Source organism: Thioalkalivibrio sp. (assembly GCF_007692535.1).
Taxonomy (GTDB): Bacteria; Pseudomonadota; Gammaproteobacteria; order Ectothiorhodospirales; family Ectothiorhodospiraceae; genus Thioalkalivibrio.
Map to the genome: position 1 here is coordinate 1 of NZ_REBW01000252.1, position 12,767 is coordinate 12,767.

Consider the following 12,767-nt stretch of genomic DNA (forward strand, 5'->3'; position numbering starts at 1 on the left):
GCGGGTGTTCGTACACGTACAGCGACAGGAAGGCGACGATCGCGGCGATCGCGACCGGGAAGCTCAGCGTCGCGAGGATCCCGAACAGCAGCAGGCCCCGGCGCCAGCGCAGGTACACCGCTGCGGCGGCCAGCGCGAGGCCGAGCGTGCCGTACAGCGCGATCATCGTCGGCAGCGCGGGGAGTCCGGCCATGTGCGCGGCCACCGACTCGCTCCCCTGGCTGAACAGGCTGCCGCAGCAAGAGGTGATCACGTCGGGGTCCAGTTGCAGGAAAAAGGCGAGCTGGATGCCGGCGGTCAGCGCGGCCAGCGGCACGATGAGCAGCACCAGCCCGTATTTCGCGCGGATCAGCGGGTAGTCGGGTGCGCGCTTGTCGATCCGGTGCATCAGCAGCCAGGCGGCGGCGAGAAAGAACAGGCTGATGCGCAGCAGCAGCGCCGGCAGGCCCCAGGGGTTCGCGTTCAGCGTCCCCACCGCGCACATCGCACCGACGATCTGCAGCGCCATGCGATCCACGGCGTGAACGAACAGCGGGAGCGCGAGCAGTTGCACGACGAACACGAGCCCGAGCGCGGCGGCGACCAGGTGGGTCCGCTTCTCCAGGCGCAGCTGGCGTGCGTGGCCACTCGACGGGTCCCAGTGGCGCAGCACCTGCAGCGCGAACAGCCCCGCGGGGATCAGCAGCAGCAGACCGAGCAGGTCGGCCATGAACAGCGCGAGAATCGGCGTCTGTACCATCATCCCGCAGGCTCCGCCCGGGTCTCATGGTCGGCGACCACCCGCCCGTCGCGCAGCTCGACTACCCGGTCGACGACAGATGCCTCGCGCACCAGCGGGTCGTGGCTGCTGAGCAGCAGGGTGCGGCCTTCCGCACGAAGATCCGAGACGATGTCGAGGAAAGCGAGCGAAAGCGCAGTGTCCAGGTTCGCGGTGGGTTCGTCGGCGATCAGTACGGAGGGGTCGTTGATCAATGCGCGGGCGATCGCGGTGCGTTGGGCCTCGCCGCCCGACAGGGATTCGACGAGCGCGCCGGCCCGGTGACCGATCCCCAGCCTTACCAGCAGTGCGGTGGCCCGGCGGGTCAGGGCACGGTGGGACGGGCCCAGCGGGTAGGCGGGCAGCATCACGTTGTCGAGGACCGTCAGGCCCCGGATCAGGTTGAAGCGCTGGAACACGAAGCCGAAGGTCTGACGGCGCAGCGCCGCGAGGAAGGGCTCCGGCAGGCCGGAGATGTCGCGGCCGTCCAGACGCACGCGGCCTTCGGTCGGTCGTGCGAGGCAACCGATCAGGGTCAGCAGCGTGGTCTTGCCCGAGCCGCTGGGCCCGGCCAGCACCGTTACGCCGCCGGCCGGCAGGGCCAGGTCGATCCCGTCGACCGCCCAAAAGACGTTGGGGTGATCCTCCTGGAAGGCCTTGCGCACGCCCCACAGTTCGACCCGCGCGTTCACCGCATCACCTCGTCGGGGTCGGTGACCGCGGCGCGCCACACCGGCACCAGGGTGGCGGCGAGATAGGGCAGTACGGTCAGGAAGAACAGCGCGAGCAGTTGCGTGGCGTCGATTGCGGGGGTCAGCCGGAAGTCGGGGTAGAGCACGGACCAGCCTTTCATCACCGGAGCCAGCAGCGGCGCGGACAGGCCGAAGACGTGCCAGTAGGCCGCAGCAGTGCCGAACAGGAACGCGAGCAGCGACAGTAATCCGCCCTCCCAGAGTTTCATCGCGAGCACGTCGCCGGTCTCCCAGCCGACGGCCTTCAGGATGCCGATTTCGCGGCGCTCGTCCGCCGACAGGCCCGAGGCCTTCTCCCACGCGAGGATCGCGAAGGCCAGCAGCGCGCCGGACAGCGGCAGCAGCACCAGTGCCGAGCGCCAGTCGAACACCGCATCGTAGGTGCGGAGCATCTCCTCGCGCAGGATCGGTCGGCTGTCCGGCGCCGCCTCCAGCACCTTTTCGGCGACGGTCTGAATCTCGCGCGGATTTGGGATGCGCAGCGCCAGGTCGGTGTACTGCCCGGCGGGGACGCCGAACAGCGCACGGAAGTCGGGTTCCGCGACCAGGAACAGGTCGGCGCTCACCAGCCCGGAGTCCTGCGGCAGCACCGCCTGGATTTGGAAGGCCCGCAAGGCTCCGTCGTAGCCACGGAAGCTCAGCACGTCGCCGATTCCGGCGCCCCGGGCGCGTGCCAGTGCAGGGCCGATCACCGCGGTCCCCGGGGCGATGTCATCCGCCGGTGGCACGAGCAGCGTGTAGTTGGCGCGTACCACCGGGTCGTAGTGATAGCCCCAAAGGCGGCCCTGTACTCCCCGCACTCCCCGGATGCCGCGCAGCGTTTCGGCGTGGGTTTCCGGAACCAGGTCGTGCCGGCCGGCGACCATGCGCTGCACCACGATCTCCGGAGCCTCGGCCAGCAGCAGCCCGGCCTCGTGCTTCAGGGCGCCGGTGTAGAAGAGCACGGAGGCCAGCAGGAAGACCATGCCCCCATAGACCACCAGCAGCCCCAGGTTGCGGGCTCGACGCCGCCTCATCGCGGCGACGGTGAAGTCGAGCAGGTAGCGCTGACGCGCCAGGGCTGGCCGCCATTCAGTCATGCAGATGCCGCGGGGGCGGGACCAATGTTCCGGAAGGAAAGTGCTCGAGAGTCAGCGGGTGGTTCTGGAACGGCGTGTGCCGGTCGGACAGTTCCGGGTGTCGCGTGTAGCGCGCCTCGGTGAACAGCGCGAGCCCGGTCAGCCCCAGTTCCTGCGCCAGCTGGCGTGCCGGTTCGCTGCGCTGGTGGGCGCCTGCCCGGTCCAGGATCGGGTGCAGCAGTGAGCCGCCCAGCGCCAGCAGGCCGAGCAGCAGCAGGAATAGTGCGAGGTCTCCGGCGCGAAGCCGCGCTGTGGGTACCGCTTCGTCAGATGCCAACCGCTGGGGTCCCCTGAATCGAGTTCCCCCTGGGCACTGCATCCTTCGTGCCATGGGTCGCCACCCAGCCAGCGCGCCGCTGGCGGCGCGGAAGCATGGAACGAGTCTGCGCGGTTTGGCCCAGAGTGCTGCAAATGCAGCGCAGCTGCGCGGGGGAGGCGGCCGGCCCTCTCAGCGTTCGATGCGGTAGATGAGGTCGACGCCCTGCCCATCGGCGCCAGAGGTGGTTTCCACGCTCAGTGAGCGGGTCAGTTCGTAACGGAGCATGACCCTGGCGCTGCCGTCGAACAGGCCGACGCTGTAACGAAGCAGCAAGCGCGGTGAGAGATACGTCCCAATCGTCAGGGCGGTCTGCTCCAGGCCGGCATCGGCGTCGATTTCAACATCCAGCCCGAGTTCGCTACCGAGGCGCTGCGTGATCAGCCCGGCCTGTTCGAGGCCCCACGCGGTCGCTGCGTTGGCCAGGAGGTTACCCTCGGCCTCGGAAGCGCCGGCAAGCGGACGCCCGGTGAGCAGGAAGGACAGCGCCTCGGTATCGTCCATGGGTGGCTCCGAGAAGATCTGGGACTGCAATTCATCGGGGGTACCGCCGATCTCGACTCCCACGACCACGTCGTGAGCGGGCACCCTGCGCACCGCCCGCAGGTCCAGCGCCGGAGTTTCCACCGGTCCCTGGAAGGTCACGATGCCGCGATCCAGCGTCAGGTCCTGGCCATAGGCCTGATAGCTGCCCTCCGGAATCTCCACGTCCCCGAAGATCTGCAGCGGCCGTCCTGGCAGGTCGACCAGGTCCAGGTCGCCGGTGAAGCGGGCCTCCAGATCGAAGCCATCGAAGCGTACGTCGTCGCCAAGGATGATGCGCACCCGGATGTCCATTGGCAGCGCCGGATCCGGATCTGGCTCCTCACCGACGACCACCTCGTCACGCGAAACGGTGACGGAGCCCGGGGGCAGGTCCGGTGGACGGATCAGGGCGGAGGGCACCAGAATCTCTCCACGCACCGTCAGCCGCTCGGGACGAAAGTTCACGCTCAGGTCCGGACTGATCCGGGCCCTGATGTCGGGGCGATCCACGGCCAGAAACCGCTCACCGCGGATACGGATCTCGGCCTGTGGACGCTGGTCTGCGAACAGCAGTTCCCCCTCGAGCTGCAGCGATTCGCCGCCCGAGCGCAGTTCGCCGCTGAGGCGCATCTCCTCGGCGGACACCACTTCGGCCAGCAGCAGCGGCACCTCCAGTGCCAGGCCTGCCACGGGAATCTTCACACCAGCCTCCTCGAGCCGGATGCTGCCTTCGAGCAACGGCGCGTTCAGCAGGCCACCGAGAACCAGGTCGGCCCGCAGGCGTCCGTGCACGTCCTGGATCTCCGGCGAGAACGCGCTGACCCATTCGAGACTCTCCAGGCCCGCCCGGATCTCGCCATCGACACGGTAGCTGTCGCCCTCAGGGCGCACACGGGCCGAGGCGCTTGCTTCACCTTCGTCGAGGAAGGACAGGCCTGCGTCGGCCTCCAGGGAACGGTCATCGACCTGGACGGTCAGCCGTAGGTCGCGATAGGGGATGCTCTGCGGAGTCCCATCGGCCAGCTCGAACAGGAACTGGCCGGCAGCCGGCGGGACGGTCATCTCTGCGCGCAGTCGGCCGGCTGGGTCCAGGGAGGCCCGAAGGCGTGCGTTGAGTTCGCCTTCGATCCCGGTATCCGGCGGCAGTATCGGCGCCAGCCACGAGAGGTCCAGAGCATCGAGGGACGCCTGGCCCTGGCTGCCCGCTGCCGGGTCCCAGTTGCCGCTGAGGCAGAGACTCGCCTGCTCCCGGTCCAGACAGAGGTCGCCGAGATTGGCCCGGTCGGGGCTGGCACTGACTGCGACCGGTTGGCGCAGGGACCAGTCGCCGGCCATCGGCTGTTCGAGGTCCAGGCGCTCGAGTCTCCCGGTCCAGCGTGTCTGGTCCAGTGCGTAGCCCCCCGATGCTTCCAGGCGCAGGCGGCCCAGGTCGGCGGCATCCACGGCGAGTGTCAGCCGGTGCGCAGAGGCTCTCCCCTCCACGCCAGCGCGGATTTCGTTGATGTGCTGCGGGCCGGCCCGGATACCCGACAGCCTCAGCGCCAGTTCGGCGGGGGCCTCCGGATCGAGGCCTGCGTCGAGTTCGAGGCTCAGGTCATCCAGTCCGAGGTCCTCGTAGCGCAGCCCGGCTCCCTGGCCGCGTGCAGTGATCCGGGGACTCGCCATCGTGCCGCCGAGATTCGCGTCGAGCCGGATCCGTCCCGCGAGCGCGGGCAGGATGCGATCGAGTTCCGGCGCATCCAGGGTCAGGTCCAGGTCCAGTACGTCGTCGACTCTGCCGCTGGCGTTGAGCCGGTTGGCGCCCATGCTGAGATCGAGCCGGTCGACCTGGATCCGGTGGCCGGCGATCGCGACGCCTGCGACACCCTCCACTGGCTGGCCGCGCAGTACTCCGCGCAGCTCGCGCAGGTCCACCTCGGCACGCAGTTCTTCCCCGGGCGGCAGCGCGCCCCGGCTGCCCAGTTCCAGCGCCAGATTCCCTGCGAGGTCCGGCAGGAATACTCCCGGATCGATCCCCTGACCGGACAGGTCGAGTTCCCATTCGATCCCTGCACCGTAAGCGACCTGCCCGGTTGCCGAGAGCCGGCCATCGCCGGGAAGGAAGACATCGAGGCTCCGGATATCGGCCTGCACCTCCGTGAGCCCCAGTCCGGCGCGTGCCGAGACTTCCTGACCGTCGACCCTGGCCGCGAGCTCGGAGAGGTCGACATCCGCGGCGAGGGTTCCGGTTTCCAGACCAAATCGGCCTACTGCGCCGAGCCGAAGCCGGTCCAGCGCGACCTGCCTGTCCGGGACCAGGAAACCGAAGTCCATCGCGTCGGCGGCGAGGGTCAGCCGGAAGGGAATCTCCGCGCCCAGGTCGGCCTCGCCGTCGAGCTGGATCGTACCCCGAGGTCCCAGACGGACCAGCATGTCGTCGATACGCACGGACCCGTCCTGTACCCGTGCCCGGCCGGAGCCCTCCAGTTCCTGTTGCTCCACGCGACCGCGCAGCTCCCGGATTTCGACTGCAGCAGTCATCGCGAGGAGCAGGTCCTCCAGGCCCGTCTCCTCCGTTTGCGGCAGGGAGCCGGTGCTGATCACCTGCAGCGTGTCGATGGCGGCGTCGAGTTCGAGTCCCAGCGCCAGGGTCGAGAACTCCCGGATCCCGGCCTGCAGATCCCAGGTCAGGGCGTCGTCCATGCCCACCCGCCCCTGGAGGTCGACCTGGCCGGCCTCGCTGCTCAGGCGCAACTCGCTGATGTCCGCATGCTTCATCGAGCCGCTGAATTGCCCCGCCAGAGTGGCCTCGGGCAGTCCGGTCAGCTGCGCCGCCGTTGCGATCCGCCCCGTCCAGTCCTCCAGCGTGCCCTGCAGATGCAGTTCGCCCGCGCCGATCTCGGCGAGGGTCTCCGGATCAAGTCGGTAGCGGAAGGCCGCCCAGCGATTGTCGAGGCTGATCTGCGGGGTGCTGAACAGCGCCTGCGCAACCAGCCGGGTGTCCATTTCCACGCCGGCCTGCAGGCGATGCCGGAGCTGCAGCTGTCCCTGCAGTTCCCCTTCCACCGTCAGCTCGCCCTCGGCATGGGTTGTCTCCAGGCCCTGCGCGGCTCCCTCGGGTAGCGCGAACCGCCAGCGCCCATCCAGCCGTAGCGGATAGGCGCCGGCCGGCTGCAGTTCGACATCCAGCCATGCCTCGGCCTCGGGTATCGCGAATTCCAGGTCGGCCACGCGCACGTGCTCCGGTCCGGCCTCCAGCCGCAGAGCGAGGCGATCCAGCTGGAACAGCGTTGCGCCTGCCTGCCGCAGGTGCAGGTCCTTCAGGCTGAAACGCTCGAGCACCACCCGGAGCGGAAGCGTGATCGCGTCGGGAAGTTCCAGCGCTGGGGTGGGCTCTGGTGGCCGCGGGTCGGGCGCAGGCAGGTCGACTGTCACGCCCGCGAGCGCCAGGTTGCGGATTTTCAGCGTGAGCTTCAGCAGGGACGCGGCGTCGACGTGAATCTGCATTTCGTCCAGCTGTACGTGGGTTTCGTCGATACCCAGTTGCAGACCGGTCAGCGACAGCCCCCGAAACAGGGTTCCGTCCACCTGTTCGACCTGAAGCGCCACCGGGGCGTGCCGTTCGGCCTGGGCAACCAGCCAGCGGGTACCGTCTTCGGTGACGATCAGCGCGACGGCACCGGCCAGCGCCAGCAGGACCAGGATCAGGATCCCGCCCAGGATGCCCAGCAGGACTCGGATCAGGCGCATCACAGGTCGGGGCCCATCGTGAAGTGAATCCGGAAACTGTCCTTGGAGTCCGGAGCGTGGGCGAGATCCAGGCGAATGGGGCCTACCGGCGACCGCCAGCGGATGCCGACACCGCCACTGCCCTTCAGATCGTAGTCGTCGAAGTCGTTGAAGGCGTTGCCGGCGTCGAGAAAGACCGCGGCACCCCAGTTTCCCTGGCCGATCGGGTGATCGTATTCGACACTGCCCACCAGCAGGTGTCTGCCGCCGATGACGTTGCCTTCGTCGTCAAGCGGACCCAGCTGCTGGAATCCGAACCCACGGACGCTGATGTCGCCACCGGCGAAGAAGCGCAGCGAACTGGGCAGTTCCTCCACGCTTGCGTTGCCGGTGAGGCCGGCTTCACCGCGCAGGATCAACCTCCCTGTGCCGAGCCCGGTGATGAACTTTGCGTTGGCCCGCGTCTGCACGAAGGTGAAACTGGAACCCAGCTCTTCCGCTGCGCCCTGACCCAGCAGGTCGAGGCGATACCCGTTACGCGGATAGAGCAGGTCGTCGGACTCGGTGCGGGTGATCCGATAGGACGGAATCAGCAACCTCGAGATGTCGCTCACCTCGCCGACGGTGAAGTCTTCGTACTCATAGCGGAGGCCCTGCGTGGTCGTCCAGCCCGAGGGATGTCGCTGAACCCGGCTGGCGCCGATCTGGAAGCGGTCCGACTGGCTGGTCCCGGTGTCCTCCGTGCGGTAGGAGGTGAAAAGGCTGAGCGTGTCGCTCAGGGGGTCGGCCAGCGGAATGTCGTAGTTGAAACCGATTCCAGAGCGCTTGTCCGAGAGCTCGAGTTCCGTGTTGTAGCGGTGTCCGCGCCGGTTTGCATAGCGGCGGTCGATGCCCAGGCCGAGTCGCGGCCCCATGTCGGTGGAGTAACCGAGTCGAGCCTCGTAGGCGGTGCGCTTCCGCGGCTCGATCTCGGCGAGGATGGGTATCTCACCATCGACCACTTCGTCGATACGAGGCCGCACGCGAACCGCCTGGAAGTAGCCGCTGTCCCTCAGGTTGCGCTGCAACCGGATCAGCTGTCCCGACGTGTAGGGGTCGCCGCGCTCGAACGGGATCAGTCGTGCGACGAAGTCCTCTCTGAGGATGTCCTGCTCGAGTGTCACCGCGCCGAAGCGGAAGCGGCGGCCGCTGTCCATGTGCAGGGTGATCCGTGCCTCGTTCGCGCCTGGATCAACCAGCAGCTGGCTCTTGGTGAGTTCGGCCTCGAAGTAGCCGCGGTCGGTCGCGACTCGGACCAGGCGGGTGCGCAGGCCGTCGTAGACGTCGTGGCGAAGGGGATCGCCGACGGCGATCCCCGGGTCCGAGATCACCGCGACAAGGGCAGGATCGTCGGCGCCTTCTCCCGTCACCTGCACGTCGACCTCGGCGATACGGGCAACCGGTCCCGGATCAACGGTCACGTCGAGGTTCCAGCAGGTCTCGGTGCGCACGATCTCGACGCCGACCTCGGGCTGGTAATGGCCCAGCGCGCGCAGGGCCTGATGCACACGGTCGTTGGTGGTGCGCAGGATGTTGCGTTCACGGAATGCGGGAAGTTCGCAGACGTACCGTGTCATCGGTACGAAGGCGCGGATATTCTGCCGCTGCTCGGAGGTTCCGCCCTGGATCTGGAGTTTCGGGGCTTCGTCTGCATGGGCGGGGAGCAGCAGGAGCGGCGCAACCAGCGCCGCCCAGAGCAGGAGGGCGGAGCGGTTTCCCGGTAATCGCCTAGCCTGCCGATGGTGGTCGAGACGCGTCATTGCAACCCATGGTATTGAGTGTAGAGGCCGCGAGTTCCAGGCCGGTGGTTCGTTGGGCTCGTCCGCGGGGGGCGGGGACCGGGCGTGCGTCCGTCCGTGGCCCCGGTTCTTCGGGTTCACGTGCTGGCAGCGGGTCGGTCGGGATTCGCTGTCGGCTGATGCCCAGTATAACCGGACCGAAAAATGCGGCAGAGAGTTCGCGCAGCCGCGGTTGATTCATCCTTGACCGACGGTCCGAACCCGGGGTCCGGCCCCGGGGCTCCTGGCGACCGCGGGGCGGTCGTTCACGAAGGCTCGGGCCGGATCGACCAGCCAATTGCCGTCGATCAGGGACTGGCGCCCCAGCAGCATGCCGAAACGCATCGGTCCGCGGTCCGCCAGGGTGATCTCGATCTCCTGCCGCACCTGCCCGAGAATCATCGGAGTCAAGATCACGTAACGGCGCTCGAGCTGGCCGTTGGAGCTGCGGATCTGGCGCTGGTCGCTGACGGCGGCTGAGCAGGCGATGGAGGTGCGCACGTCACCATGCAGTGGGTAGAGGCGAAAACGCACATGCGGACGACCTGCCTGGGTGAATGTCTCGAGATCCAGGGCGTGCAGCGCGGAAGTGCGGGCGCCCGTGTCGATCTTGCACTGGAGGCGCCTGATCCCCAGTTCGGGCAGCGCGAGCCACTCGCGCCACCCGACGATGCGTTGGCCGCCTTGGGAATGCGTTGCCTGCATGACGGGGTCAGCGCGGTGAGGCGCCACTGTCGCCCCGGGGGAAGACCACGAGGTGAGAGAAGTTCAGGCGCAGTCGCACGTGATCCGAAATGATGAAGTTGTCGTGACTCGGCGCCACGCAGAGGATCTCGGTGTCGTCCGGCAGCCTGAGCGCGTAGAGGAAATCGGCGCCGCGAAAAGCCTTGGCGGTGACCTCGGCCTGGATCTCACCATTGGCGAGATCCAGTTCCACGTCGTCCGGCCGCACCAGGACGTCCACCGGGGTGCCGGGGACGAAGCGGCTGGAGAGCGGCCCGCGGATCTTGCCCAGTGCGGTTTCGACACAGTCGTCCTCGCAAACCCGCCCGGGGATGATCGTGCCCTCGCCCACGAAGTCGGCGACGAAGCGGTCTGCGGGCTTGTGGTACAGGTGGTATGCCGTATCCCACTGGCACAGCCGGCCGTTGTTCAGTACGGCGATGCAGTCGGCAAAGGCGAACGCCTCGTTCTGGTCGTGTGTGACCAGCATGCCGGTCGTGCCCTCGGCGCGGAGAATCGCACGGACCTCGCGGGCCAGGTCCGTGCGCAGTTCCACGTCCATGCTGGAAAAGGGCTCGTCCAGCAGCAGGAGTTGCGGCTTCGGCGACAGGGCCCGGGCCAGCGCGATGCGCTGTTGCTGGCCGCCGGAGAGCGCATGCGGGTAGGCTCGTTCGTAACCGGAGAGCCCGATCAGGCGCAGGAGTTCTTTGACCCGCCGGTCCCGGTCGCCGCGGTTCCAGCGGCGGATCCCGAAGGCGATATTGCCGGCCACGTCCAGGTGCGGAAACAGCGCGAAATCCTGGAACACCATGCCCACGTTGCGCTTCTCCGGTGCCAGCGTGTAGCCGGGCCGGCTGACGGTCTCGTCGTTCAGGCGGATCTCGCCACGCATCACGCCCTCGAAGCCCGCGATCGCCCGCAGCAGGGTGGTCTTGCCGCAGCCGGAGGGTCCCAGGAGGCAGCCGATCTGACCCCGCGGGAGATCCAGCGAGATCGCGTGCACCACGCGCTGGCCCGAGTAGCCGACGTCGACGTCGTCCAGGACCACCTCCGCAGCGTGAACAGGTTCCGTCTTCTTGATCGTCATGCTGTCTGTGTGCCGGCCGGTACGGCCAGGGGTTCGTTTTGCCGGGCTTCGCCGCGGTTTTGCATCCGTTGCCGCTGGCCCGGACGGGAGCGCTCAATCGTCAGACTGAGGAGGATAACCGGAAGCAGCCCGACCAGCACGATGGCGAGCGCCGCACTGGAGGATTCGGCGAGACGTTCGTCTCCAGCCAGTTCGAAGGCACGCACGGCCAGAGTGTTGAAATCAAAGGGGCGCAGGATCAGGGTGGCCGGAAGTTCCTTGAGCACGTCGACGAAGACCAGCAGCAGCGCGGTCAGCAATGTTCCGCGCATGATCGGCAGGTGGACCCGGGTCAGTGTACCCAGCGGGCGCATGCCCAGGGAGCGGGCGGCATCGTCCATGCTCGGCTTGATCTTGCCCAGCCCGGCCTCCACCGTCTGCAGGGATACAGCAAGGAAGCGCACCGCATAGGCGAACAGCAGCGCAGCCAGCGTTCCCGACAGCAGGAGCCCGGTGGAGATCCCGAACTGGGCGCGCATGAAGGCGTCCAGGGTGTTGTCGAACCATGCGAACGGCAACATCACCCCGATCGCGATCACGGTCCCCGGTACGGCGTAGCCCAGCCCGGCAACGCGTACCGCCAGTCCGGTGATGAAGCCACCCTGCATGCGCCGCGCGTAGGCAAGGATCAGCGCGAGCGCCACCGCGATGACCGCGGCCAGGGCTGCGAGGTAGAAGGTGTTGAAGACCAGCTGGGCGAAGGCCGGGTTGACCCAGTGGCTGGTGGTCTGCGCGGCCCAGATCGACAGCTGCACCGCCGGGATCAGGAAGCCGAACAGGATCGGCAGCAGACAGGCGGCCACGGCCGCGGTGGCCTTCCAGCCGCGGAGCTGGTACCGGGGCAGGTTCGAGTAGCGCGAACTGGTGTGATGAAAGCGCGCGCGCACGCGCGACCAGCGTTCGAGCAGGATCAGCACGAAGACGAAGCTCAGCAGCACGGCGGCCAGCTGGGCCGCCGCAGCGGGATCGGCCAGGCCGTACCAGGTCCGGAAGATACCAGTGGTAAAGGTCGCGATGCCGAAATAGGCCACCGTGCCGTAATCGGCCAGCACCTCCATCAGCGCCAGGGTGAGTCCCGCGATCACCGCGGGGCGCGCCAGCGGCAGGGCCACGCGGAAGAAGCCCGCGTAAGGACCGCTGCCCAGCGTGCGCGAGACCTCGAGCACGCAGACCGACTGCTCGAGGAATGCCGCGCGCGTGAGGAGATACACGTAGGGGTAAAGGACCAGGGTCAGCATCAGCATCGCCCCGGTGAGCGAGCGGATCTCCGGGAACCAGTACTGGCCAAAGCCGAGTCCCGTCAGGTCGCGGATCAGCACCTGCACCGGCCCGGTGAAGTCGAGCATGCCGGTGTAGGTATAGGCGATGATATAGGCGGGCATCGCCAGTGGCAGCATCAGTGCCCACTGGAAGATCCTTCGACCCGGGAACTCGCAGACACTGACCAGCCATGCCACCGGCACGCCGATCACCAGCACGCCCACCCCGACCCCGAACAGCAACAGCAGGGAATTGGTGACGTACTCCCCGAGCATGGTTTCGCGCAGGTGCTGCCAGACATCGCCCGTCGGCAGGAAGACATGCCCGAAGATCACCAGCACCGGAAGGGCCAGTATCAGGGCCACGGTGACCGAGGTGATCTGCCAGAGGTTCGGGCGCGATACCGGGCGCCGCCGGGTTGGCCGAGCGGGTTGCGGCAGCGTGGGGGGAGGGGTACTCATGGCCGCGAATAGTAAACGTTCTTATTACGAATGACATCCCGGCCCCGTAACGGGCCGGGCGGAGTCTGGCAGGCTGCTGGCCCCGGGCTCCGCCCCGCTAACTGTCACGGCCGGCGATCACCCGTGGCGATGAAAAGGGCGCCACGGAAACCACGGACATCACGGAAAGGAGTTTGAATGCCCTTCATTTCCGTGATGTCCGTG

9 protein-coding genes are annotated in these 12,767 nt (G+C 67.7%); all 9 read right to left on the minus strand.

Annotated elements, in window-relative coordinates; translation table 11 throughout:
- On the minus strand, nucleotides 1-742 hold a 742-nt coding region (locus tag EA346_RS14050; protein WP_296759648.1), incomplete at its 3' end, for a hypothetical protein.
- Nucleotides 739-1,449 carry an ABC transporter ATP-binding protein gene (locus EA346_RS14055; protein WP_296759649.1) on the minus strand — a complete coding sequence of 237 codons (711 nt, stop codon included), beginning with the start codon at nucleotides 1,447-1,449 and terminating at the stop codon, nucleotides 739-741. The genes EA346_RS14055 and EA346_RS14050, both read right to left, overlap by 4 nt.
- A complete protein-coding gene (locus tag EA346_RS14060) occupies nucleotides 1,446-2,588 on the minus strand; it encodes an FtsX-like permease family protein (RefSeq protein ID WP_296759651.1) in 1,143 nt (380 codons plus the stop codon). The genes EA346_RS14055 and EA346_RS14060 overlap by 4 nt, the downstream gene beginning before the upstream one ends.
- The gene (locus tag EA346_RS14065) at nucleotides 2,581-2,904 is read right to left on the minus strand and encodes a hypothetical protein (RefSeq protein WP_296759653.1); all 324 of its coding nucleotides are present in this window, start codon (nucleotides 2,902-2,904) and stop codon (nucleotides 2,581-2,583) included. Before EA346_RS14065 ends, EA346_RS14060 begins: the two co-directional genes overlap by 8 nt.
- Before the next feature lie 171 nt (nucleotides 2,905-3,075).
- The gene (locus tag EA346_RS14070; protein WP_296759655.1) at nucleotides 3,076-7,197 is read right to left on the minus strand and encodes a translocation/assembly module TamB domain-containing protein; all 4,122 of its coding nucleotides are present in this window, start codon (nucleotides 7,195-7,197) and stop codon (nucleotides 3,076-3,078) included.
- Nucleotides 7,197-8,975 carry an autotransporter assembly complex family protein gene (locus tag EA346_RS14075; RefSeq protein ID WP_296759656.1) on the minus strand — a complete coding sequence of 593 codons (1,779 nt, stop codon included), beginning with the start codon at nucleotides 8,973-8,975 and terminating at the stop codon, nucleotides 7,197-7,199. The genes EA346_RS14070 and EA346_RS14075 overlap by 1 nt, the downstream gene beginning before the upstream one ends.
- 216 nt (nucleotides 8,976-9,191) lie before the next feature.
- Nucleotides 9,192-9,698: a RimK/LysX family protein gene (locus EA346_RS14080; RefSeq protein WP_296759658.1), complete on the minus strand. Its 507-nt coding sequence runs from the start codon at nucleotides 9,696-9,698 to the stop codon at nucleotides 9,192-9,194.
- Nucleotides 9,699-9,705: 7 nt separating this feature from the next.
- Nucleotides 9,706-10,803, minus strand: a complete 1,098-nt coding sequence (locus EA346_RS14085; protein ID WP_296759660.1) for an ABC transporter ATP-binding protein — start codon at nucleotides 10,801-10,803, stop codon at nucleotides 9,706-9,708.
- On the minus strand, nucleotides 10,800-12,467 hold the full coding sequence (locus EA346_RS14090; protein ID WP_296759703.1) for an iron ABC transporter permease: 1,668 nt from the start codon (nucleotides 12,465-12,467) through the stop codon (nucleotides 10,800-10,802). The genes EA346_RS14085 and EA346_RS14090 overlap by 4 nt, the downstream gene beginning before the upstream one ends.
- Between the last annotated feature and the right edge of the window lie 300 nt (nucleotides 12,468-12,767).

Excerpts from the sequence above, each read along its gene's own strand:
- EA346_RS14060 (WP_296759651.1), bottom strand. The coding sequence starts at position 2,588 with ATGACTGAATGGCGGCCAGCCCTGGCGCGTCAGCGCTACCTGCTCGAC.
- EA346_RS14070 (WP_296759655.1), bottom strand. The coding sequence starts at position 7,197 with ATGCGCCTGATCCGAGTCCTGCTGGGCATCCTGGGCGGGATCCTGATC.
- EA346_RS14075 (WP_296759656.1), bottom strand. The coding sequence starts at position 8,975 with ATGACGCGTCTCGACCACCATCGGCAGGCTAGGCGATTACCGGGAAAC.
- EA346_RS14080 (WP_296759658.1), bottom strand. The coding sequence starts at position 9,698 with ATGCAGGCAACGCATTCCCAAGGCGGCCAACGCATCGTCGGGTGGCGC.
- EA346_RS14085 (WP_296759660.1), bottom strand. The coding sequence starts at position 10,803 with ATGACGATCAAGAAGACGGAACCTGTTCACGCTGCGGAGGTGGTCCTG.